The sequence below is a fragment of the Bacteroidota bacterium genome (assembly GCA_020161395.1).
GTDB lineage: Bacteria > Bacteroidota > Ignavibacteria > Ignavibacteriales > Ignavibacteriaceae > UTCHB3.
On record JAIUOE010000013.1, the window covers coordinates 32783 to 56684 of the forward strand.

The following is a 23902-nucleotide window of genomic DNA, read 5'->3' on the forward strand; positions in this document are numbered from 1 at the left end:
ATCCAAAATGTTGAACTCAAAAATAAGAAAAAGAAATGATCAGAGTCTCAGAGAATCTCTTCAATACAATTTTTAAGCTCTTCGGTGATTACGGGATAAAAATTGCGCGAGACTTTTTTCTTGCGGGAATCGAGTACATAGAATGAATCCACAATGTCGCTTCCCATGGTAAGGATTTTGGCAAAGTAGATGTTTAGACCCAAATCATGCAGTTTTGAGGTAACTTTAAAGAGGAAACCGATCCTGTCTGGGGAATGGATATCAATAATCGTATATTTTTTTGATTCTTCAAACCTGATGGAAACTTTCCCTTGTTTCTTGAAGAACTTGCTTTCGAGTCGCCACCATTTCGATTTGTGTTTTTTCAGTTCTGTGGAAAGCTGGAGCATTCCTTTTTCCATCTTTACAAAGTCAGCTTCAATTTTGGAAAATTTAAGCTCATCCACATTGGAACCGGTTCTGAAATCAGATACATTAAAACTGTCGATGATTATTCGGTCTTTCCTTGTGAAAATCTTTGCATCGTGAATATTTACATCATTGATCAGAAAGACACCGCAAAGTTTTGCCAGGAGTGATTCCGCATCGAAAGTTATTACTGTTACATTGGTGAAGTTCCCAGCCTGCTTAAACATAACAGAAATTGGTGAGCCTGAGACAATCTCCTCGATATGTCGTGCCATTTCCTCTTCCGAAAAGTAATTGGCATAAGCAAGGTCTTCAAACGAATCGATATGCGATTTCACATGTGCGTGAGAAATATTTGATGAGTGTTCAAGTATTTTCTCTGCAGCGGGAAAAGTTGACTGATAGAGAAGTTCTTCGGCGGGAAGTTCCTCTTTGATCATTTCCGACGATTTACGGTAGAGTTCATTAAGCAGGTCGTTTTTCCAGGATGTCCAAAGGGCACTGTTGACGGCAGAAAGGTCTGAATAAGTGAGGAGGTAGAGCATGTCAAGCTCTTCAGCAGAACTTATATTTGATACAAACCGGTTAAGCGTCTCAGGGGAGTTCAGGTCTCTTCTGAAAGCGGTATGTGCCATTAAAAGATGATTTTTGACCAGGAACTTCACCATTTCAATCTCTTTTTCCCTGTAACCGAGGCTTTGCATAAAGGAGTCTGCTATTTCAGCTCCCAGCAGATGATGCCCCTCAAGGTTAATTGGTTTGGCAATATCGTGAAATAAAATCGCCAGATACAAAATATCTCTTCTAGCGATTGTATTAAAGAGTCTTCCCAGAACCGATTTTTCGTGCTGTACTTTCTCGACATTCATTATAGCGATAATAGTGTGCTCATCGGCTGTGTAACTGTGATACACGCCATGCTGGATAAATCCTGACAGATCAACAAATTCGGGGATCAGGGCACCAAGCACTCCGAGTTCGTGCATTGAAGCGAGAGTTGCACCGACATTGTCTTTTTGCTGCAGGATTTTCTTAAAATAGTTTGTTGCCTGGGGAGTGCGTTCGATGGTAGTGTTGTCGAGGCTGTTTACAATTTGCGACCTCAATTTTTCATCGAAGAGAGCTGCCTGATCCGCCTTGAGGTAAAACGCTTTCATTATCTGATCAGTATTAAGATAACCCTCATCGGAAGAATAAAGAGTATCGCCTAAAATATAAAAATCGTCATCGAGTCTGATTGCAAGGGAAGAAGAGGGAAGAGGGAAGAGGATTTTTCGGTACCGTTTTATAAATGATTTCAAAAATCTGTTTACAATACCTGTGGCATTGTAATATTCCTTCATCAGCTCCTTGTAACCGCCACCAAATCCCATTGCATCTGCCACTGTTATCTGTGCTTCAAAATCGAGTCTGTCGGCTTTCCTTCCAGCGGAGAGGTGGAGGATATTTCTGACTGTAATCAGAAATTTGTAACTTTTTATTAACCGGGCAATCTCATTGACCGGAAAAGGTTTCTCCTCAAAGATTGTATTGATAAAGAGTTCAGACTGCGACAATCCCTCTGTTTGTCCGAAAGTTCTGGCATGGGAGAAGATATAAATCCATTGAAGAAGCTGGAAATCCCTTAATCCACCGTTGGAAAGTTTCACATTCGGTTCAATCATTTTGCTCGAGAGACCATGCTTGTTGTAACGGTTGGTCATATCTTCCACAAATTCCTTAAAGAGATTTTGCTTTAATTCGGGAGTAAAAATCTCTTCCAGGGTCGACAACCAGCTCTGATATACAGGACTGTTTCCGCAAATAAAGGAAGTTTCGAGAAGGGATGTGAAGACATGCAGATCTGTTGTGGAATATTTGCTGATGTCATCAAGTTCTCTTACGGTATGCGATATCTCGAGACCCGAATCCCACATAAGAGTGACAAATGCGGAAATTTGTTCCGAATCCTTTTTGGAATCAGAGGAAATTATGGTGATATCGATATCAGAGTAGGGTGCAAGTTCTCTTCTTGAGAGGGAACCTCCGGAAACCACAGCAAAACTAAAATCCTGATGACCTGCAACACGACGAATGAGATTCTCAACTTCAAGGCTGAAACGGTAGGAACAGCCCAGTCCGTTTTTAATAACTTCATCGCCCGAAAAGAAATTTTTAATCAGGTCTTTAAGATTATACTTTGCAGGGTCTCCGGAATCCATAAATTTTTATCCCTTGAAGTCTTCCGCTTTATGCTCAACTTCTACAACGGATGAAACTCCACCTCTCACCGAAAAATTGGCAGTAAGTTTGAAGTATCTTGGCTGAAGTACACCAATCAGGTCATCAGCTATTCTGTTGGTCACATTCTCATAGAAAATGCCGTCGTTTCTGAACGACTGGAGGTAAAGTTTTAAAGATTTCAATTCCACGCACCATTTTTCAGGAATATATTCAAACTGCATGGTTGCAAAATCGGGATGTCCCGTTTTTGGACACACAGATGTAAATTCATGAGCGGTATGGATAATTCTGTAGTTTCTGTGAGAATTACTGTTTTCAAAAATTTCGAGTATTTTGACTTTTTCGTCCACTAACAAGCCTTTCTTTTCTTTTTCTAACAACTATTGCGTTAAATTAATTCAAAAACCAAACTTTAAATTTAAACTCTTTGGCGGATTCGACAAATTGTGGGGGTAAGTCAGAACCTCAGAACTTCGGTGCGCCGCGGCGCATCGGAGTTACTGAAGCAACGGAGTTCCAGTGTTCTCGGAGTAAGTTTTGCATTAACTATATATATTGTTATTTTTGATACTTAAATCAGGATTATAAAAGACAACCTGGAACAATTCATCGGACAGATAAATGAAAAAAGAACCTCAGAGTTTCAGGACCTCAGAATTTCGGAGAAACTGAGATTCCGGTGTTCGACAATTATTGAAAACTAAAAGAAGACAGATCAATGACCTGTAGATACAGTTTATTAAGTTGTGCTATTTTTACGATCGTTTTGGTACAAACCATAAAATCACAGGTACCAGACGGGATACTTTTCGGGAAAAATTTTGCACAAAACAGCTTTTGGAATATATCTGAACCCGATGAAAGGCAAATTGACTGGGAGAAACTATTCTCTCACGGTATCCATAATGTTTGGGAAGCAGAAGGAGGCAGTGGTGGTATGTATCCCGGCACTGTCAGAATGAACCGTGACTCCAATTACACAACCGTCATAAGCGATCAATCGGGGAGTTATATCAAAACCAAATTACCTGAAAGGTGGCTGACAGACACAACCTGCAACAAAACCCGCCAGGAAATCACACTCGTTGAAGGTCCTTTCATTTATCAGGAAAGGGATTACAGGTTTACAAATCTGCCGGGACTTCCAAATTCAATGCTGATACAATATCTGGCACAATTTAAGTTAAAGGGAGGAGGAAGGCCTGATTCGAACATCACGGTTTGTTCATTACGGGTGAATCTGAACCTGACAGATATATCGGGGAAGACGACAACCGTCACATTAGCGGGAAAGGAAGTAAAACGGGATGATTTGTCCGATGAATATTTTACGCTGATCATTCTTCCATACGATTTGCGAATAATAAGCAGTCCCAATAACAGTTCATCCGGTACAATCGACCCGCAGAGCATAAAATCGATGAATATATCGTATGCAGTTGTACTTCCTGAAGGTATCAGCACATTGAACCACGGTGAACTTTACATCGATAATATTGAAGTTATGGATGAGTTAATCTGGTATGTTTATGGCAGAGACAAGGAAAGAATACTGGAACGCTTCTCGCTGAAGAACGGCCAAATGCTCAGTAAGACGAACAGCAATATAAAGACAGGATACCTCAACAAAAAAGATGAGATTGCTGAGAAGGGTCACTCCGGACGGACTCCTCATTCAGGGAGCGGTCGGGCTGTTGTACCAACCATCCGCTATGTGAAAGCGGGCAACCCGACACCTGTGTATCCATACACAAGTTGGGCGACTGCATCTGACAGTATACAAAAAGTTGTGGACATGTGTGAGAGTGGAGATACGATACTTATTGGAACGGGTATTTACAGGGAGCAGGTGGTATCAGAACACCAGGGAAGAGACCTTGCGATAATCGGTGTTGATGTTGACAGTTGTATCGTGGATTTGAGTGGGTTTCCTCAGTTTTCTGAGATATATGCGTTTTTTATGAGAGATAATCTTACACTTGAAAACCTGTTGTTTAGAACAAAGAAAGCCACTACTTACCATAGCGGTCTCTATATATCACGACCAACAGGAATAGCAAAAGTCCGTATTCGTAATAATTGGTTTCAAGGGAATTTTCGATGTGCACTGTCTGTATGGTCTGGAACAGGAGAAGTTTCAATGAATCTATTTACGGGTACCGAAACAGCAATTGAGACTGCTTATCAAACATCAGCTTCTCCAATAGAAATAAAGTCAAACATAATGTATAAAAATACTTACACATTATCATTAAGTACAGGTCTTATAAGCGGAAACTTGATATTATATAATGACTGGAAGGCAATTTCATTAGGGCTCTTCGGCGGAACGTCTAAATTCTATAATAATTTAATTTCATTTGGGGGTCAATCGTCAACGGGTGTTGGGATGGGACGCGGTTATCTTGAAAACAATATCTTCAGATTCTTTACGAAAGCTGTTGAGTCTTGGACAGCAAACACGCCAATCAATTTTATAAACAACATAATTGATTCATGCGGAATGGTATTCGATTTATACAGAGAAAATGTGGTAGCAGGAAATATAAATTACAACAACTTCTATGGCAACGGCACAATCTCCAATGACATTTCAAAACTTGATCCCGATACTCTGATCTACACTTCATTTGACCCGATGTATGAAGGCACCGACAGTAGCAATTACCGTCTTCAGATGTATTCCCCCCTCATAGATGCCGGTGACCCGACCATCCTTGATGTTGACGGAACCAGTAGTGACATCGGAAGATATGGAGGTCCCTATGGTCAGAGATACGAATATCTTGATCTTGCACCCAAAAAACCAAGGTTTACTCTTGTTACCAAAAAACCGGTAAGCATTGAAACACGCTGGCGGGGAGGTACAGAGGCGGATTTCAATTCATTTTCGCTTCACAGGGGGAAAGACCCGTATTTCATCCCGGGAGAATTAAACAGAATATATACGGGCAGAGACACAATGTTTACCGATTCACTCTCTGACCCGACAGGAAACTATACATACAAAATTACAGCGAAGGATAATCAGGGACTTGTAAGTAAATGGGACAGTGTAACGGTGGTACTGACAGATATTGCTGAAGGAGGTGAACTTTCACCCAATGGAGTGGTACTCTACCAAAATTATCCCAACCCGTTCAACCCATCCACAACAATAAGATTCAGGCTTGAAGAACCGGGAGAGGTGATACTGAGGGTTTACGATGTAAACGGAGGAATTGTGGCAGTATTGAACAACGGCTGGCTTCCTGCCGGAGAGCACGAGAGGGATTTCACCCCGGGAAAGACAGGAACGATGAATGACATGGCATCAGGAGTATATTTCTACAACCTCACCGTAAGGGATGCAAACCTGAAACCCCTGTTCATCCGCTCGGACAAGATGCTTTTTGTGAAGTAGAGCCTCAGAGTTTCAGAACTTCTGAACTTCCGAGATACTGAGGTACTGGAGTTCCGAGGTTCAGGAGTTCTGAAGTAATGAAACATCTCCCAACTCAATTGTTAATAGAATTGATAGTTAGGGAAATAATCTATATATTTCGAGATGAGATTTTTTAAGGAAATTCAATGAATATTGATAAAGACCTGCTCTCGATACAAGAGGCAAGAGAGCTTTCGAGGAGAGCCAAAGAGGCTCAAATGGAATTCAAGCATTTCTCACAGGATCAGGTTGATCGCATTGTAAAGGCGATGGCTGACGCAGGTTATGCTGCTGCTGAGAAACTCGCAAAAATGGCTTGTGAAGAGAGTGGATTTGGAAAGTGGCAGGACAAGGTAATAAAGAATCAGTTTGCCACCAAAAATGTATGGGAATCGATAAAAGACTTTAAAAGTTGTGGTGTAATCGAGAGTTTACACGGCGGCAAAGTACTAAAAATAGCAGAACCGATGGGAGTTGTTGCCGCACTGGTTCCTTCCACTAATCCGACTTCGACAGCAATGTTTAAGGCTATTATTTCCCTTAAATGCAGAAACGGCATAGTTGCCTCGCCTCATCCAAGAACAGTGAACTGTACTGCTGAAGCCCTCGCAATTGTTGCCCAGGCGGCTGAGAAGGAAGGTGCTCCGAAAGGATTGATTCAGTGCCTCCGGACACCTACAATCGAGGGGACCGAAGCCCTGATGAAAGATAAAAACATAGCTGTGATACTCGCCACCGGAAGCACTCCAATGGTTAAGGCAGCCTACAGTTCGGGGACTCCTGCATACGGCGTGGGAGCGGGCAATGTCCCTGCATTCATTGAGAAAAGTGCCAATGTAAAAAAAGCGGTTCTCGATATTGTTTATGGAACCACTTTTGACAATGGGACACTATGTTCTTCCGAACAGGCGATGATAGTGGACAGGTCAATCAAAGAAACAGCAATTGCAGAGGCGAAATCCGCCGGTTGCTACTTTGTTAATGGGGAAGAGAAAAAGAAACTTGGGGCTGCAATTCTTAAAGGTGGCAGAATAAATCCGGAAATAGTGGGAAAACCTGCTCCATGGATTGCCAACTATGCGGGATTTACTGTTCCGGAGAATATCAAAGTTCTTGTTGCTGAATGTGACAAGGTAGGGAAGGAAGAGCCCCTTTCATACGAAAAATTGTCTCCGATACTTGCTTTTTATACGGTTGACGGCTGGCTTGAAGGCTGTCATAAATGCATAGACCTCCTGCATTTCGGCGGGGTGGGGCATACAATGGTAATTCATTCGAACGACCGTGAGATTATAATGAAATTTGCTTTGGAGAAGCCTGCTTTCAGAATTCTATGCAATACTGTTTCCTCCATAGGGGCGGTTGGTTATACAACAGCACTTCTTCCATCCCTGACTTTGGGACCCGGAACATGGGGTGGCTCGATTGTTTCCGAGAATGTCAGCGCCAAACACCTTATGAACATAAAACATCTGGCATTTGAGGTGAATCCGGTAAATCACGGAAATTCTCTTTCGGGAATGGGTGATAATATTACCCGTTCGCAAAGCTATCTTCAGGAAATTGAGGAAAGACTGAGAGCAAGAGCGGGTAACCCGGTGATAAACCAGAATAATGCTGTGAAAGAAACTCCGAAAAAAGAAGCTAAAAACCCGGAGAGTTCGGGAGAGAAAGTGCTGACGGCGGCAGAAGTGCAAAAAATAATCGACGAGTTCAAGTTTTAGATGTTTGTTTATTCAGGATCCCTGCATATACATTCAAAATTTTCAGACGGTTCGGGCGAAGTTCGTGAAATAGCGAACCTCGCCAATGAATCGGGGCTCGACTTCATTATCCTTACAGATCACAACACTCTTAGAGCGAAAGATGAGGGGTACGAGGGATTTTACGGTAAGACACTTCTTATTGTGGGGTGCGAAATAAATGATAAAGAGAATAAGAATCACTACCTAGCCTTTGGAGTGGACAAGACCTTTTCAACAAGAATGCCGGCTGCGCAGTATGTAAAAGCTGTCAATGATGCCGGGGGAATCGGCTTTTTGGCACATCCGCACGAAAAACGGGACTCGATGGAGCAACACCCGCCTTATCCATGGACTGACTGGGAAATTTCAGATTTCACCGGAATAGAGATATGGAACCACATGTCGGAATGGATGGAAAACCTCACCGAGCAGAACAAATACAATTCTTTTGTACATCCACTCAGAACAATAGAGCGACCAGCCGAAGAAACTCTTGAGGTCTGGGACAGACTGAATCTGCAGCGGAAAGTAACAGCAATTGGAGGAATTGATGCCCATGCCCACCGGGTGAACCTGCTCGGATTTTTTGAAGTGGAGGTCTTCCCCTACAAAGTCCTTTACAGATCGATCAGAACCTATGTAATCCTTACTGAACGGATGTATCCCACTGATGACCCTGCTGTTCAGAACCATTATCAAAAGCTGATATTTGAGGCATTAAAAGAGGGAAGAAGTTTCGTTGCGAATTACTATCACGGGGATGCCACGGGGTTCAGGTTTGTTGCATCTGCGGGGGGGCAAAATTACAATATGGGTGATACGGTTCCACATGGCGAAAAAATCAATCTGCGGGTACTTGTACCTGCCCAGCTCGCCGTGATGAAACTTGTTCACAACGGCAGGATTATCGACGAGACTACGGGCAGTGATATCGAGTTCGTTGTATATGAAAAAGGGGTTTACAGGGTCGAAGTTTATCATGAGGGGAGAGGATGGATATTTTCAAACCATATTCGTGTAGGAATTTAAAGAAATTACGGTTATCTTTGTTATTCGCAATTTTTAGAATTTAGAAAGGTTAATAATGGCTAAACCTGTCAGCAAATTTAAACAAAAAGAAATCAAAAGAGAAGCATCGGTCGAACTGTATTACCGTGTTCTCGGCTGGTACGAAGAGAATAAAAAGATTGTTTTCGGCGGTCTTGCTGCATTTGTTATAATCATTGCAGCAATCGTGTTTTACGGAATTAACAAAAAGCAGAATGATGAAGCTGCAGGAACCGCTCTTACGCTCGTTCTTTCACAGTATGAATCAGGCGCGTATCTTCAGGCAATTGACGGTGACCCTGCCAAGAAAATTATCGGATTGAAAAAAATCGCCGAAGACTTTTCCGGGACCGAAAACGGTGAGGCTGCAAAAATATATGCCGCTAACTCATACAACTACCTTGGAAAACAGGAAGAAGCTTTCAAATATTACGATGACTATTCAGGCAGTAACCCGATTTTCAAAGCTGCGGCCGAAGTCGGCAAAGCGGGCTACTATGAAATGAAAAAAGAATATGAAAAAGCCGTGGAAGGTTATGAGAAGGCAGCAAGCTTTTCAAAAGACAATCCTATGAATGCACAATACCTTTTGAATGCTGCAATTGTTTACATCGAGATGAACAATAAAGAGAAAGCAAAAGATATTCTTATTACTTTAAAAACCGATTATGCAAAGTCGACTGTTATTCCTGAAGTTGACCGTTACATGTCGATAGTCGAATAAGGCAATAAAGATGAAGATTGATGCCATAGTTTTTGCTGCACATCCGGATGATGCCGAACTCTCGATGGGTGGTACCATCGCCAAACTTGCATCACACGGGATGAAGGTTGGAATAATTGACTGTACGAGGGGTGAGCTGGGAACCCGCGGTTCTGCCGAGATAAGACAACACGAAGCCATTCAGGCAGGAATTGTTTTGAAAGCTGAATTTAGAGACAATTTTAACATTCCTGATGGTGAGATACAGGTGAATCGCGAAAATCTGCTGAAGTTTATTCATGCGATCAGAAAATACAAGCCTAAAGTTATTTTTGCGCCATACTTTAATGACAGGCATCCTGATCATATCGCAGTGAGTCAGCTCGCAAAACAGGCATATTTCTATTCAGGTGTTGGGAAAATCCACACATTCGAAAATGAACATATGCAACCATCTTACAGACCTTCGGCTCTCTATTATTACATGCAGACTTATGAGTTTGAGCCTTCGTTTATAGTTGACATTTCAGGATACTTTGATACAAAGATGAAATCTGTAAAGGCGTTCTCGAGTCAGTTTTTTGACCCCAAAAACAAAGAGCCTGAGACATTTATCAGCAAACAAGGTTTTCTCGACTTCATTGAATCAAGATCAAAATTGTATGGATTCAGAATCGGGAAAGATTACGGCGAGGCTTTTTATTCAGAAGAGGCAATCGAACTTGATCTTGTGCATAAACTGAAACATTGATTTCTGTTCAAATATTAAAAAAGGCTGTCCCGCAATGAGACAGCCTTTTTAATTTTAAAGAACTGCAGTGAAGTTCGCGGAAATTCTATCTGCAAAGTCTCTTTACGATTTCAAGAGGGAACTGCGAATAGAGGATATCTTTTTCGGCGAGTTGGAAATCATTAAAATCGAATCCAGGCGCTACCGAGCAACCCACCAAAGAAAAGTCACCGCCATCTGCCACTTCTGCTGCAAACCAGACACCTCGAGTTATGGTAAACTGTGGTTCTGCACCATCTTCAAGTCCGAGTGTTGTTGTTATCACTCCTTTTCCCGGATGGAGGCAGTGCAACAGCACGGGAGAACCGTCGTAGAAATGCCATGTCTCGTCTGAATTTACCTTATGGAATGCGGAGAAATTCCCGGACACGAGCATAAAATATATCTGAGTGGAAAATGATCTGTTGCCACCATACCTTTCGGGAAGGGCAGATTTTTCAATTTCCTCGTCTGAACGGTATGTTTCACCAAAGAAACCTCCTTCCGGATGTGGGTTCAGATGAAGTTTCCCGATCCAGTATTCTTTGTTGCGGTTCAAGTATCAATTCTCCTGAGATGAGAAATCAGGCATACATTCTTTCAATTTCTTCAGCGTACTTCTTTTCGACAATCTTTCTTTTGATTTTCATTGAAGGTGTCATCTCTCCATCTTCGATCGTAAAAGCTCTTTCCATCAAGGCGAATTTTCTGACTTTTTCATAGCTCGCGAGAGGTTTCTGAATGTTTACGATTTCCTTTTCGTAAAGCTGAATGATCTCCTTTTTCTTTATGAGGTCAGGAACATCCACATATTCGACATTGTTGGCTTTGGCGAAATCCTTAAGATTATCATAATCCGGTACGATAAGCGCACTCAGAAAAGTTCGTTTATCGCCAATTAGCACAAACTGCTCTACATATTTGTTTGCGAGGAAAAGATTCTCAATTGGTGTCGGGGCTACATATTTTCCACCCGATGTTTTGAAAAGATTCTTTTTCCTGTCGGTGATGAGGAGGAATCCATCTGAATCAATATATCCGATATCTCCTGTGTGAAGCCAGCCGTCTTTTATGGTTTCGGCAGTTTCGTGCGGGAGTTTGTAGTAACCTTGCATGATGTTTGGTCCCTTGGCAAGGATTTCGCCATCATGATCATCAGGATGCTCCTTAACAATTTTCACCTGTACACCCGGTATTATTTTACCAACGGCTCCAAATTTGTATGCCTCAACTCTGTTCACTGCAATCACGGGGGAGGATTCAGTTAGTCCGTAACCTTCAAGTATCAATATTCCAAGTGCTTCGAAAAATTCACCGATTGGTCCGGGAAGTGCTGCTCCACCTGAGACGAAGAACTTCAGTCTGCCCCCGGTTCTTTCCCTGATTTTCTTAAGCACGAGAGCATCGGCAGCTTTATGCTTTAATTTAAGTGCCATTGGTATTTTGCCGGCTTTTTTGGCTTTGACGAAATCTTTTCCGACTTGAAGCCCCCAATGGAAAATTTGTTGCTTTTTCTCTGATCCGCTTTCTACAGTCTTGATTACCCGGGCATGGAATCTCTCAAAAAGTCTGGGCACAGCGGTCATGAGAGTAGGCCGCACTTCAACCATGTTTTGTGGGACGGTTTCAATACTTTGAGCGAAGGCGACCTGACTACCGGAAGCGAGTCCGAGATAAAATCCCGCCATTCTCTCAAAAATATGGCAGAGGGGGAGGAATGAGAGGAACACTTCGTTATGTGTAACTTCTATTACCTCGAGGACAGACAGTACATTGGAAACAATATTGTGGTGAGTCAGAAGCACACCTTTAGGTTCACCTGTAGTTCCGGAAGTGTAGATAATAGTACAAAGGTCATACTCTCTCACACGGGAACTCATTTCGACAAACAGACCCGGACTGAATTTTCTGTGTTCTTCTCCCATTTTCTGCAGATGTTTCAGTGAATAGAGGCCTGTAATTGAATCATCGGCATCCTTCTCGTTGATCACAATTATATTCTCTACGCTCGGGCACTGATCTTTTACCTTGAGATATTTCGAGAGCAACAGTTTATTGGAAACGACTACAACTTTGGCTTCAGAATTATTTACTATAAATCCGATATCATTTGGAGTGAGGGACGGATAGAGGGGAACATCCACAGCACCAATTCCGAGTATGGCAAAATCGAGCATCATCCACTCAGGCCGGTTTTCAGCGAGAAGGACAATTTTATCTCCCTCTTTTACTCCAATCGAGAGAAAACCGTGTGCCATCAGTTCCACTTCCGTCTTGACCTGCTGATAAGTGATATCCACATATTCTTTGCCGACTTTATGTTTCAGCATAACCTTCGAGGGGTCTTTGCCATAGTCATCTACAAGAATTCTGAATAGTTCAGGGATTGTTTTAAAATTTCTTGATGGTCCCATTAACTGCTTGTGCCTCGCATTTAATTGAAATGATTACCGGGAATTATTAATGTAAAAATACAAAAAATTGTTCATTTTAATTCTTATAAAATTCAACTTTGGTTACATATATCTTATGGTCGCTGCCTGTAAATATAATCGTACCGTCATTGGAAGCCGAAGGGAAAAGAGCAGGGGTCATAAATTCCTTTGTAATAATTGTTGATTCGCTTCTGTCGAACCGGGCAACCATGACCTCACTGTTCAGCAGTGTGTATCCGTCGTCTTCAGTCATCATGTACGCAAAATAATCATCGTTTATCCAGGAAGGATATTCACACTTCGGAAAGTTATATTCTTTTCCGGATTCGAGATCAAAAACAAAAATTCCATTGCCTGCGGAGTGAACGGCAAGTCTTTTCCCTGAAGGTGACCACTCTGCAAAGAGGACTTTTTCCTTCAATGAGGTTTGTTCCACTGCTCCCGGCTTCAGTTTCCCTGAAGGGTCGACGACAGTTAATCTTCCTTCGTTAATCGATGTGAAAAGATCATCAGAACGGTTTGAATTCCGTAAAATCTGACCGGTTCCGTTTTTCCCGCCGGTAGATATTCCATCTCCGAGAAGAGAGTAGAAGAAAAGATTGTTTGATTCGGGATCCAGTTCTGCAATTTGTGACAATCCTTTTCCATCGGTGTATTCAAAAAGGGAAACTGTCTTTCTGTCAGGGGTTGAATTGCTGTTTGTTTTAAACAGGAATCTCTGACCATCGCGATTCCACCTCATACCCCAACCGGAACCGGGAGAATTTTCTGTGATAATCTTCGATTTCCCTGTGGGGATTTCAAGGAGTTCAATTTTTGTATATCCCTTACCCGAGAGGAGGGCGTATTTCCCGTCAGGAGAGAGTTTTCCGAGTGAATACAGGGCATCACCATTTGTCAGGAGCACCGGGTTTATCGTCACCGAAATACCCTGGCCTAACAAAAGTGTTGCTGAAATAAGAGTTATAAATAATATTTTTTTCATTTTAATTTCCGGACTTATTTAAGGAGTAATATCTTTTGAACAGAATTCACATTATTTCCCGAAACATGGATAAAATAAGTTCCGGAGGGGAAATTGTTCATTTCCACATTGTAAGAATGTGAACCTCTGACAAGAGATCCATCATAAAGGGTTTGAATTTCTCTGCCAAGAATATCAAAGAGTTTGATCTTGTAGAGACCTTCTTCTGGAAGATTCACCGTCAGTTTTGTCGATGGATTGAAAGGGTTCGGATGTACTGTCATTGAAAATGAACCGGGGAGCAAGCCATCAGCCAAATCATCCACTGAAACAAAACCGCCAAAGTATCCCATAATCATGTCCACGAGCGCTTTTCGCTTGGTTGCATCGCCGATGGTTTCCACGGTAAAAGCCACATAAACAAGTTTACCGGGGTTTGTTCCTGAAGGAAACATACCATCAAATGCTACGGCTGCATTTTGAGTGGCATTATATCTAAGAATTGATGTGCTGCCATTAAGCGGGGCAATAACATCTGGCCAGTCTTCAGGATATGTCACTCCAAAAGTTGCAGAAAAACCATCAGTAAAAGTACCCGGAACACCCGATGCTGAAGGTGTATTGGGAGTCGGGTTGTCAGCTATATAAGAAGCTTTCAGAAACTGATTAAAAAATTCCTTGTCGGTGGTCGTGCCGCGACTGTCGAGATCCCATGCCACTTCAGAACCGGTAACGAAAAGCTTTCCGCCGTTTTGAAGGTATTCCTTCACAAATGTTTGTTCAGTTGTGGAGAAAGTTTCATCGAGGGTCGATTCATCACCTAAAAGCCAGAAAAGGTACTTAAACGGCTTTATTTGAGATGAAGAGGTAATAGCCATATTGGAGACAGTGGAAAACCTGAGCAGAGACTCACCCAAAATTTCACCGTAATAAGAAGTGAAATTGTGGTAAGGTTGCTGCCAGCTTCCGGAGCCGCGATAACGGTTGAATCCGTCAACCACTAATACCTGGTCACCACTTCCGGTGGTGAGAGCTCCATAAACTTTTGAGATTGCCGGACTGATACCGAAGAGATTTTTGGCTTTAAGGGCAACATAATAAGTCTGGTTAGCCGTTAGTCCCGAAAGGATATGGGTAGTAACATTCCCGGCTATTGTCTTGTAAGGGTTTCCTGTGGGGATGGCACCTGTTTCTGAGAGGTAAATCATGATCGAATCCACGAGTCCAGCGGGTTGTTCCCATCTTAGATTAAGAGCGCCCTCAGATGCAGTAACAGACAATAATTTCACAATCGGAGGAGCATCGGCAGAACCGCTGAGGAGATTTTTTTTGTTGATTTTACCGGCTGTTATTGTGACAGTCGTGTTTGTTGTATCCAGATTTGAATAGACCGAGATCGGGTAGGTACCGGGCGCGAGAGAATCGAATCTGTAAAAACCGTTTCCGAGAGAGTCAACGAGATAAGTTTTGTTAAGCGATGTGAGTACGACTCTCACTCCTTTTACGGGATTGCCTGTGGTCAGATTTGTAACGATTCCGACGAGACTTCCGTGTGAAGGGAGTGGTTTTTTGTAATATTTCAGGTAAGACAGGTAGAGTGCTTCAGCCTCTGTCATCAGATAGTCAAGATTAGCCAGTCTTGCCGCTTCAGCAGGGAAATCGAAAAAAGAACCCTCGCTGAGGACCCCGGGCATTGCCAGATCATTCAGTACACCCAGATTGTAGCCGAGGAAGCAGTAGTCACCACGGGGGTATCCTACAGTTGTCTGAAGTCCTGCAAAAAGTTCTGCTGCCATATAGACAGACATACTGTCAGCAGTTCCAGGCCACTGCGGATTACCGTTAGGGCATAACGAGTTGTTCAACTGTTCAAACAATACGAGAGAGTAATTGCTTGTTCCCTGGAAGGCGTTGTGATGAATGGAGTGAAAAAAATCGACATTGTTGTTGTTTGCTACTGCTTCTCTCTCCGAGAGGGTGAGGCAGGCACCGAGCGAATCGAAATCACCTCTCGTCGAAAAAACCGTTGCACCATCCCTTTGCAGGTACCTTTTGAGGTAGGGCATGACGATATGGTTTACATAGGCTTCAAACCTTTTTGTTTCAGGCTCGCAGGTTGCACTCTTAGGACTGCCGTGTCCGGGATCGAGAGCAAATTTCTTACCCGCAAAATTCTGAGAAAATGTTGAAATTGTAACAATTGTCAGAAAAAATATAAAATAGTGTAGCCGCATTTCGAAAACCTTTTATCCAAATATGTATCATATAAAGTTACGGATAACCAAGCTAATATCAAAGGATTGCGGTTCATTTTTAAGGGATACAAGGAGAGTGACGGAGGATCAAATAAAAAAGGCTGCCCTTTTTGAGACAGCCTTCAAACTTTTAGATGCAGTAAAATGAAATTACTTAAGGTAAGTCATTTTTCTGGTAAGAGTGGTGTTTCCCATTTTCAATTTGTAGAGATAAACTCCAGACTGAAGAGGGGCAGCATTAAATTTTATGCTGTAGGTTCCGGTTGACTGGAACTCATCCACGAGAACTGCGACTTCAACTCCGAGGAGGTTATAGACTGAAAGTCTTACCTGACCCGCATTTGGAAGATGATAGCTGATGGTCGTTTCAGGATTAAACGGATTGGGATAATTTTGTTCCAATACAAAACTGCGTGGATTATCTCCGTTACCTTTAGGCGTACTTGCCTTGGTTTCCGTCTTCATCGAGGGAAGACCAGCCACCACCAGTAAGGTGGCTAAAATTATAATTGTAAAAAATCTTTTCATGATTAAACCTCTATAGTCTGTATCGTTCTCATTCATTCACTAATAACGCTACAAAAAATGTGCCAAAGTAAAATTTAAGTAATAGATCGCCTTTTATCGCTTTTAGACGCTGTTTGTCTTTGTAAAGTTTTACGGGTTGCCCTTAATTATGTACACCCGTCCAAAAATGTGTACTATGTACAATGCAAATATAATTTAAAAACAGGTCATTATGCAAAATAATTCCATGAAAGGATAAATTTTATTTTGGACGGAAATAATTTCGTGATGCAGCGCATTCAGCCCTTCTTTTTCCAGACCGGGAATTCGATTAATGATTGTAAGGCAAACAAAAAAAAGTGGTATTTTTGAAGATGAATTAAAGCAGAATTTGGATGACACATTGAAAATAATTGATTTAAGAAGCGACACAGTGACAAAACCTTCGCCCGGGATGAGAAAGGCGATGTACGAAGCTGAAGTTGGGGATGATGTATTTAAAGAAGATCCGACAGTAAATGAATTTCAGGAGTATGCGGCAGACCTTCTGGGATTTGAATCAGCCCTCTTTGTTTTCAGCGGTGTTATGGGTAACCAGTTGTGCCTCAAAACCCACACTCAGCCGCATGATGAGGTGATTTGTGACGCTGAATCGCATATTTTTTATTATGAATCAGGCTCTCCCGCAGTTTTAAGCGGCTTACAGTTGTTTCCTGTCTTTACAAATGACGGTATCATGACGCCCGAACTGGTTGCCCCCGCAATCAGACCAGTCGAAGCCTACTACATGCCGAGAACCAGAGTAATTGCACTCGAAAACACACATAACAGAAGAATGGGGAGGGTTTATCCTCTCGATAACATAAAAAAACTTGAAAAATTTGTACATGACAAGGGATTTATTTTTCATCTGGATGGTGCAAGAGTTTGGAATGCTGCCGTGAATCTCGGCGTGGAGCCAAAAGAAATTACTTCTCACTTCGATTCAGTTTCCTGTTGTCTCTCGAAAGGTTTGGGAGCTCCTGTCGGATCTGTCATTGCCGGGAACAGGGACTTTATTAAAGAGGCATTCAGGTTCAGAAAGGCGTGGGGAGGTGGAGCAAGACAGGTTGGAGTATTGGCAGCAGCCGGACTCTATGCGTTAAAAAATAATATTATCCGACTTCAGGAAGACCATGAAAATGCCGGATATATGGCAAAAGAACTCGCGAACATGCCCCAATATGAGATAGATTCAGATGCTGTTCAAACAAATATTCTCATTTTCAAACACAGAACAAAATCACCCGAGGTACTGATGGCGGAGTGTGAGGCGGAAGGTCTTCGTTTCCTTCCCGGTCCAATCGGTACAGTCAGGGCGATAACGCACATGGATGTGAATAAAGATCAGATCAGCGAAGCACTAAATATATTGTGGAGATTGTAACTATGTTTGAGTACAATGGACATAAATTTTATCATGTCACAAAGTTGAAAGTCAGATTCCACGAGGTTGATATGCTGGGAGTATGCAACAATGCTGTTTATGTTTCATTTTTTGAACAATCCCGTCTCGAATATCTGAAAGAGACAGGATTGATTCCGGAGAAGGGTTTGTTTAGTGATGGTTTCGATTTTTTCATGGTGAGAAATGAGATTAACTACAGAAGACATTCAAAATATGATGACGAACTCGAGATTTATACAAGGATATCCTACATAGGTAATTCCTCTTACGGATTTGAACATGTAATTGTGAACACCACTTCAGGAGAGGTGGTGGTGGACGGTTCCGGTGTTGTTGCTCAGGTCGATCAAAAAACTGGTAAAACAGCTCCCTTGAGTGACGAATTTACAACAAAAGTTGGAACATTTGAGAGAAGAAGTTTTGACAGGAGTAAAAAAGCATGAAAAGAATTGTTTTTGATATAGAGACTGTCGCACTACCGTGGGAGTCATTTTCTCCCAGCCAGCAGGAATACCTCCTGAGAGATGCAGAAAAAGAAAAAACACCGGAAGACAGGGAACGAAAACAGGCGGAACTGAAAGACTGGACAGCATTGTATCCCTTTACATCGAAAGTTGTGGTAATCGGGATGTATTATGTGGAACAGCAAAAAGGATATGTTTTTTATGAGAATGAGACCGAGGAAGTGTGGCAGTCGGAGGAGACCGGTTTTAGCTACAAGGGATTGCCCGAGCGGGAAATTCTGATAAAGTTTTGGGAATTTGTTTCAAAAGTTGATCAACTTATTTCGTTTAACGGCAGGGGATTCGATGTTCCTTTTCTTATGTTGCGGTCGGCACTTCTCGGAATAAAACCTTCGAAAAATTTGATGGGGAACAGGTTCGACAGCAAGCTGCACCTCGATCTTCTCGAACAGTTATCATTTTATGGTGGATTCCGCAAATTCAATCTCGATTTTTACTGCCACAGTTTTGGAATTAAAACTCCCAAATCGAAAGATGTTTCAGGTTCTGAAGTAAAAAACATGTATCATGAAGGGAGAATAAAAGAAATTGCTGAATATTGCGGAAGGGATATTTATGCGACATATCAACTCTATGATATTTGGCAGCAATATCTTGCGTAAAATTAAACCCGGAAATTTTGAAACCAATGGAATTGACGAATGAAAGAACCTGAAGTAACACTTGAACTCTCTCTCGAACACGGACTCACCAAAGAAGAATATGAAGATATTTGCAACCGTTTGGGAAGGACACCCTCATTCACCGAGCTGGGGATTTTCAGTGTAATGTGGAGTGAGCATTGCAGTTATAAAAATTCCATTAAGCTGATAAAAACATTACCCAGAAGTGGTGGCAGACTCCTTGTGGGAGCCGGGGAAGAGAATGCCGGACTTGTGGATATTGGAGACGGTTACGCTATAGCATTTAAAATTGAAAGCCATAATCATCCGTCTGCGGTCGAACCTTATCAAGGAGCGGCCACCGGTGTCGGAGGAATTTTAAGGGATATCTTCACTATGGGTGCCCGACCAATCGCTGCCCTGAACTCACTTCGGTTCGGATCACTTGATGATGACAGAACGAGATACCTTTTCAACGGGGTGGTTGAGGGTATAGCTGATTATGGAAATTGTTTCGGTGTTCCGACAGTAGCCGGAGAAGTCTATTTTGACGAATGCTATCACGGTAACCCTTTAGTAAATGCGATGGCTGTCGGAGTTGTCAAACATGGAATGACAGCTTCAGCCACTGCTGAGGGAGCGGGAAATCCTGTGATTATAGTGGGTTCATCCACAGGACGGGACGGGATTCATGGTGCTACATTCGCTTCCGAAGAAATTTCGGAGAAAAGTGAGGCAAAGCGTCCATCGGTTCAGGTTGGTGATCCGTTTACTGAAAAGCTGTTGCTCGAGGCAAGTCTGGAAGTCATTAGAAAAGGTTATATTGTAGGAATTCAGGATATGGGGGCGGCGGGAATCTCCTGTTCCACTACCGAAATGAGCGGGAAGGGGAACCACGGGATGGTAATCGACCTGTCAAAAGTGCCTCTTCGTGAAACCGGGATGACAGCCTATGAGATAATGCTTTCCGAAAGTCAGGAGAGAATGCTCGTAGTTGCGAAAAAAGAATTTGAGAAAGATGTAAAAGAAGTTTTTGAAAAATGGGATCTTCATTGCGAAACAATCGGGGAAGTTACTGCAGACAGAAGAGTAAAAATCTTTTACAACAGTGAGTTAAAAGCCGATGTAGATCCTTACGATCTCGTACTTGGAGGTGGTGCTCCGCAATATGACAGAGAGACCCGGAAACCACTTTATTTGGAGGAAACAGCAAAATTCCAAAAAACAGAACTTCCCGTTCCCGGAGATCTGAAAGCTGCAGTTCTGAAGGTTTTGTCGTCTCCGGTGATTGCATCCAAAAAATGGGTTTACAGGCAATATGACAGTATGGTTAGAACCAATACAGTAAAAGGTCCGGGAACAGGTGACGCTGCTGTGGTATACCTGAAAGACACCAATAAAGCAATTTCAGTGAAAACAGATTGTAACTCAAGATTCGTTTATCTTGATCCAAAGGAAGGAGGCAAACTCGCCGTTGCCGAGGCAGCGAGAAATGTCGTATGCACAGGTGCCATTCCCCTCGCAATCACAAATTGTTTGAATTTCGGAAATCCGTACAAACCTGAAATTTACTGGCAATTCAAAGAAGCTGTCACAGGAATGGGTGAGGCATGCAGGTTTTTTGATACACCCGTGACAGGAGGAAATGTCTCCTTTTATAACGAGTCACCTGATTCTGCTGTATATCCGACACCTGTAGTGGGAATGCTCGGGTTAATTGAAGATTTGTCCCACATAACAGGGATGCACTTCAAAAATGAGGGAGATCTCATAATTATTGCCGGAGAAGATGCTGAAGAAATTGGCGGTTCCGAGTATTTAAAAATCATTCACAATTTGGTAAAGGGAACACCTCCGGTTTGTGATCTGGAGAAAGAGAAAAAGCTGCACGATTTCACTCTTGCAGCCATCAGGGCGGGGTTTGTTAATTCAGCACACGATGTGTCTGAAGGTGGAGTCGTGGTCACAATTATTGAGTCGTGCATTGCAGACCCGGAGAGACCTGTTGGAGCGGAGGTCATTCTCCCCGGCACACGCGAAGATTTCGCCCTCTTTTCCGAAACCCAGGGGAGAATTGTCTTTTCAATTGCACCGGAAAACCTGAAGAAGTTAGAGTCATTGGCACTCGATAAGGGTGTAGCTGTCAGGGTTGCCGGGAAGACCGGGGGAAAAAGTGTAAAAATTAATGACATTGAATTTGAGATATCGGAGCTAACAGAAAGATATTATGAAGCTATTCCGGCACTTATGGCACGAAAAAGTTAAGCCATTTTTTAAAATATTTGTTTTGATATTTGATGGAGTGTTCGTTTTTGAACCTGAAATGTTCAGGAAGAAATCGACCTATAACCGGGTTAACAGGCTTTACAAAATTTATGTAGAGTGGATATTAAGATTTATTGACAGATTTGATCAGCATCATGTCTTTCTTTTTTCGGGAGCGCTCGCTTTTTCTCTATTCTTGTGTATAATCCCGATCACACTGATCATGTTCTTTATTTTGGGAAATTTTCTGACCTCGGTAGAATTTGTTGGCAGGATAAACACATTCATTGATGCATTGATACCTTATCAGAGTTATGCGGAATTTGCGAAGACTATGATTGGCGGCAGAATCGAGGAGCTTGTGGAGTACAAAAATGTCGCCGGAATCATCGGTTTTAGTGCATTACTTTTTGCTGCGTCCGGCTTTTTCTCAAGTATCCGGACAGTTTTGCACAATGTTTTTGATGTACCTGAGCAGAAAAACATAATCATCTCGAAACTCGTTGATTTTCTTCTGATACTTGTGATGATTGTTCTGTTTTTTGCGATATTTCTGATCTTGCCGGCTTTGATGGTTCTTCAGAGGATTGCGCTTGAGATGCCATTTCTGGGGCTGCTCGACTCGGTGTTGCTTAAGGACACTTTTACAGTTGCGGTTTCTTTTTTATCGATTTTTATACTCTTTTATTTCTTTTACAGGATTGTTCCTTCAAAAAAGATAAGGAAAGTTTCATTGTTTGTCGGAGCCATGATTGCAGCCGGACTATGGATACTTGCAAAGTTTGCATTCGGATATTACATCGACAATGTGGCTTCATTCGGTCAGATTTACGGGACTTATTCTCTTCTGATAGTGATAGCGTTCTGGATCTATTACACTAACATGGTTTTTATAATCGGAGCAGAGCTGGCAAGACTGTACGATGAGAATGTGAAAGTAAAACAAAAAAAATCAAAATTTATTGCGATCAACACCATGCTTCGCTGGCTGGATGATCAAACGATCAATAAAAAGTGAAAATATTGCATATAATTGCAAGAATGTCCGACAGAGATTTTGTTCTGTCAGTATCTATTTATTATATTTAACAGTTATTCTAAAAAAGTTTATGCTCAATTAGGAGTCAGATAAGTTTATGAAATTTGATTGGTCTCAATTCAAAGGAAAATCTGTACATGTTACCATGTTTGAAAATTACGGACTGGTAACCGATTCTTTCTCTAATACTCCCGTATATGAGATCGTTTTCAAGATGGGGAAGCTTGAAGCCACTTACGATGACGGCTTGCTTCTGAGGAACGAGAGAGAGAATGGTGAAACGGTAAGGATATTTATTCCTTACAATTCGATTAAATGTGCAGAGATACAAGAGTAAAAATAAATTTTGCTCTTTTAGCTGATCAGAAATTTAAATTGAAGAGGAATTTCAGACACCACTTCAAAAGTTTCAAGAAAAGTGGCTCCAACATTTTTAAAATTTGAGGGGTATGGTACCGGTTGCCCGGGTGATTCATGCCCTCATTTTCCCGCTCAATTCTTTCCTCAAATAAACAAGACAGAAATTCGATGAAAAAGATAAAAACCGGCGTAATTGGTACAGGCCATCTTGGCACTCTCCATGTCAAGATGCTTAAAAATATTGAATCAACGGAGCTTCTGGGGGTATATGATACTTCCAAAGAAAGAGCAGAAAAATGTGCGAATGAATTTGGTATCAAGGTTTTTGCCACTCTCGAAGAACTGGTTCTGGAATGTGAAGCGGCTTCGATCGCCGTAACCACCACAGCACATTACAGTGTAGCCAGATTTTGTCTCGAACACGGGCTTGATGTATTTATAGAAAAACCTGTAACAGCAACAATTGAAGAAGCGGAAAAACTCGTTGCACTGGCAAAAGAAAAGGGAAAACTGATACAGGTCGGTCACATAGAAAGGTTTAATCCCGCAATACTCGCCGTAGACAAATATAATCTCGAACCAAAATTTATTCAGACAGACCGGCTCGCACAATTCAACCCCAGAGGTACAGATGTGGCAGTGGTTCTCGATTTAATGATCCACGACATCGATATCATTCTCAGCCTTGTTAAGAGTGAAGTGGTGAAAGTGGATGCAAGCGGGATAGCTGTAGTGTCCCCAACCACCGACATCGCAAACTGCAGGATAGAATTTGCTAACGGAGCTGTTGCCGTGGTTACTGCAAGCCGCATTTCACAAAAGAAAATGAGAAAAATGAGGCTCTTCCAAAAGGATAATTACATCACTCTCGATTTTATTACCGGTACAACTGAGATATACAGACTTGTATCGCCGAGCGAACCGTCAGGAGCTGCCTTCTCATTTGGTCTTATCGGAGTAGGTGCCAATGCAAAAAGTGTGGTTTATGAGCAGGCGGAAGCTCCGAAGGTGAATGCACTGGAATATGAACTCGAACTTTTTATTAAAGCGGTAATTGAGAGGACTACCCCGGTGGTGTCAGGCGAAGACGGACTGAAAGCATTGCAGGTCGCTCATATGATCGGTACAAAAATTGAAGAATCGATTCATAAAATAAATTCAAATATGGAAGCATAATTCAATAAT

Annotated in this window: 19 protein-coding genes; 12 read left to right on the forward strand and 7 right to left on the reverse strand. The window is 42.1% G+C overall.

Annotation, left to right across the window (positions count from 1 at the left end):
* Positions 1–47: 47 nt before the first annotated feature.
* Both glnD and queF read right to left on the reverse strand, forming a co-directional pair.
* Complete coding sequence (gene glnD / locus LCH52_15410; GenBank protein ID MCA0389875.1) at positions 48–2609, reverse strand: [protein-PII] uridylyltransferase; 2562 nt, start codon at positions 2607–2609, stop codon at positions 48–50.
* 6 nt (positions 2610–2615) lie between these two features.
* Positions 2616–2981, reverse strand: a complete 366-nt coding sequence (gene queF / locus LCH52_15415) for a preQ(1) synthase (GenBank protein MCA0389876.1) — start codon at positions 2979–2981, stop codon at positions 2616–2618.
* Positions 2982–3397: 416 nt separating this feature from the next.
* On the opposite strand from queF, the gene LCH52_15420 reads away from it, so the two are divergent.
* The 5 genes from LCH52_15420 to bshB1 all read left to right on the forward strand — a co-directional run bounded on the left by LCH52_15420 (position 3398) and on the right by bshB1 (position 10301).
* Positions 3398–6034, forward strand: a complete 2637-nt coding sequence (locus tag LCH52_15420; GenBank protein MCA0389877.1) for a hypothetical protein — start codon at positions 3398–3400, stop codon at positions 6032–6034.
* Positions 6035–6201: 167 nt separating this feature from the next.
* Positions 6202–7779: an aldehyde dehydrogenase family protein gene (locus LCH52_15425; protein MCA0389878.1), complete on the forward strand. Its 1578-nt coding sequence runs from the start codon at positions 6202–6204 to the stop codon at positions 7777–7779.
* Complete coding sequence (locus LCH52_15430; GenBank protein MCA0389879.1) at positions 7780–8829, forward strand: CehA/McbA family metallohydrolase; 1050 nt, start codon at positions 7780–7782, stop codon at positions 8827–8829.
* 55 nt (positions 8830–8884) lie between these two features.
* A complete protein-coding gene (locus LCH52_15435; protein MCA0389880.1) occupies positions 8885–9571 on the forward strand; it encodes a hypothetical protein in 687 nt (228 codons plus the stop codon).
* Positions 9572–9581: 10 nt separating this feature from the next.
* Positions 9582–10301 carry a bacillithiol biosynthesis deacetylase BshB1 gene (bshB1, locus tag LCH52_15440; GenBank protein MCA0389881.1) on the forward strand — a complete coding sequence of 240 codons (720 nt, stop codon included), beginning with the start codon at positions 9582–9584 and terminating at the stop codon, positions 10299–10301.
* An 85-nt stretch (positions 10302–10386) separates the two neighbouring features.
* Here the strand turns inward: bshB1 and LCH52_15445 are convergent, their stop codons facing one another.
* From LCH52_15445 to LCH52_15465, 5 genes are all read right to left on the reverse strand, one after another.
* Positions 10387–10878: a cupin domain-containing protein gene (locus LCH52_15445; protein ID MCA0389882.1), complete on the reverse strand. Its 492-nt coding sequence runs from the start codon at positions 10876–10878 to the stop codon at positions 10387–10389.
* A gap of 25 nt (positions 10879–10903) precedes the next feature.
* A complete protein-coding gene (locus LCH52_15450) occupies positions 10904–12733 on the reverse strand; it encodes a long-chain fatty acid--CoA ligase (GenBank protein ID MCA0389883.1) in 1830 nt (609 codons plus the stop codon).
* A gap of 76 nt (positions 12734–12809) precedes the next feature.
* A complete protein-coding gene (locus tag LCH52_15455; protein MCA0389884.1) occupies positions 12810–13739 on the reverse strand; it encodes a hypothetical protein in 930 nt (309 codons plus the stop codon).
* Between the two features lie 14 nt (positions 13740–13753).
* Positions 13754–15952: an N-acetylmuramoyl-L-alanine amidase gene (locus LCH52_15460; GenBank protein ID MCA0389885.1), complete on the reverse strand. Its 2199-nt coding sequence runs from the start codon at positions 15950–15952 to the stop codon at positions 13754–13756.
* Positions 15953–16123: 171 nt separating this feature from the next.
* Positions 16124–16501, reverse strand: a complete 378-nt coding sequence (locus LCH52_15465) for a T9SS type A sorting domain-containing protein (protein MCA0389886.1) — start codon at positions 16499–16501, stop codon at positions 16124–16126.
* Positions 16502–16889: 388 nt separating this feature from the next.
* Here LCH52_15465 and LCH52_15470 point away from each other — a divergent pair, with 388 nt between their 5' ends.
* The 7 genes from LCH52_15470 to LCH52_15500 all read left to right on the forward strand — a co-directional run bounded on the left by LCH52_15470 (position 16890) and on the right by LCH52_15500 (position 23893).
* Complete coding sequence (locus LCH52_15470) at positions 16890–17906, forward strand: low specificity L-threonine aldolase (protein MCA0389887.1); 1017 nt, start codon at positions 16890–16892, stop codon at positions 17904–17906.
* 2 nt (positions 17907–17908) lie between these two features.
* The gene (locus LCH52_15475) at positions 17909–18370 is read left to right on the forward strand and encodes an acyl-CoA thioesterase (GenBank protein MCA0389888.1); all 462 of its coding nucleotides are present in this window, start codon (positions 17909–17911) and stop codon (positions 18368–18370) included.
* Positions 18367–19053 carry a ribonuclease H-like domain-containing protein gene (locus LCH52_15480; GenBank protein ID MCA0389889.1) on the forward strand — a complete coding sequence of 229 codons (687 nt, stop codon included), beginning with the start codon at positions 18367–18369 and terminating at the stop codon, positions 19051–19053. The genes LCH52_15475 and LCH52_15480 overlap by 4 nt, the downstream gene beginning before the upstream one ends.
* 39 nt (positions 19054–19092) lie before the next feature.
* Positions 19093–21318 (forward strand): phosphoribosylformylglycinamidine synthase subunit PurL, encoded by a 2226-nt coding sequence (gene purL / locus LCH52_15485; GenBank protein ID MCA0389890.1) that lies wholly within the window; start codon positions 19093–19095, stop codon positions 21316–21318.
* 58 nt (positions 21319–21376) lie between these two features.
* A complete protein-coding gene (locus tag LCH52_15490) occupies positions 21377–22336 on the forward strand; it encodes a YihY/virulence factor BrkB family protein (GenBank protein ID MCA0389891.1) in 960 nt (319 codons plus the stop codon).
* A gap of 118 nt (positions 22337–22454) precedes the next feature.
* Positions 22455–22694, forward strand: a complete 240-nt coding sequence (locus tag LCH52_15495; GenBank protein ID MCA0389892.1) for a hypothetical protein — start codon at positions 22455–22457, stop codon at positions 22692–22694.
* Positions 22695–22885: 191 nt separating this feature from the next.
* Entirely contained in the window at positions 22886–23893 is a 1008-nt protein-coding gene (locus LCH52_15500; GenBank protein MCA0389893.1) for a Gfo/Idh/MocA family oxidoreductase, read from the forward strand.
* The last annotated feature ends 9 nt before the right edge of the window (positions 23894–23902 follow it).

What these genes read in the sequence shown, in the direction of transcription:
- glnD (MCA0389875.1), bottom strand. Translation starts at nt 2,609, where the DNA reads ATGGATTCCGGAGACCCTGCAAAGTATAATCTTAAAGACCTGATTAAA.
- LCH52_15425 (MCA0389878.1), top strand. Translation starts at nt 6,202, where the DNA reads ATGAATATTGATAAAGACCTGCTCTCGATACAAGAGGCAAGAGAGCTT.
- LCH52_15430 (MCA0389879.1), top strand. Translation starts at nt 7,780, where the DNA reads ATGTTTGTTTATTCAGGATCCCTGCATATACATTCAAAATTTTCAGAC.
- LCH52_15435 (MCA0389880.1), top strand. Translation starts at nt 8,885, where the DNA reads ATGGCTAAACCTGTCAGCAAATTTAAACAAAAAGAAATCAAAAGAGAA.
- bshB1 (MCA0389881.1), top strand. Translation starts at nt 9,582, where the DNA reads ATGAAGATTGATGCCATAGTTTTTGCTGCACATCCGGATGATGCCGAA.
- LCH52_15450 (MCA0389883.1), bottom strand. Translation starts at nt 12,733, where the DNA reads ATGGGACCATCAAGAAATTTTAAAACAATCCCTGAACTATTCAGAATT.
- LCH52_15455 (MCA0389884.1), bottom strand. Translation starts at nt 13,739, where the DNA reads ATGAAAAAAATATTATTTATAACTCTTATTTCAGCAACACTTTTGTTA.
- LCH52_15460 (MCA0389885.1), bottom strand. Translation starts at nt 15,952, where the DNA reads ATGCGGCTACACTATTTTATATTTTTTCTGACAATTGTTACAATTTCA.
- LCH52_15465 (MCA0389886.1), bottom strand. Translation starts at nt 16,501, where the DNA reads ATGAAAAGATTTTTTACAATTATAATTTTAGCCACCTTACTGGTGGTG.
- LCH52_15475 (MCA0389888.1), top strand. Translation starts at nt 17,909, where the DNA reads ATGTTTGAGTACAATGGACATAAATTTTATCATGTCACAAAGTTGAAA.
- LCH52_15480 (MCA0389889.1), top strand. Translation starts at nt 18,367, where the DNA reads ATGAAAAGAATTGTTTTTGATATAGAGACTGTCGCACTACCGTGGGAG.
- purL (MCA0389890.1), top strand. Translation starts at nt 19,093, where the DNA reads ATGAAAGAACCTGAAGTAACACTTGAACTCTCTCTCGAACACGGACTC.
- LCH52_15490 (MCA0389891.1), top strand. Translation starts at nt 21,377, where the DNA reads ATGTTCAGGAAGAAATCGACCTATAACCGGGTTAACAGGCTTTACAAA.
- LCH52_15495 (MCA0389892.1), top strand. Translation starts at nt 22,455, where the DNA reads ATGAAATTTGATTGGTCTCAATTCAAAGGAAAATCTGTACATGTTACC.
- LCH52_15500 (MCA0389893.1), top strand. Translation starts at nt 22,886, where the DNA reads ATGAAAAAGATAAAAACCGGCGTAATTGGTACAGGCCATCTTGGCACT.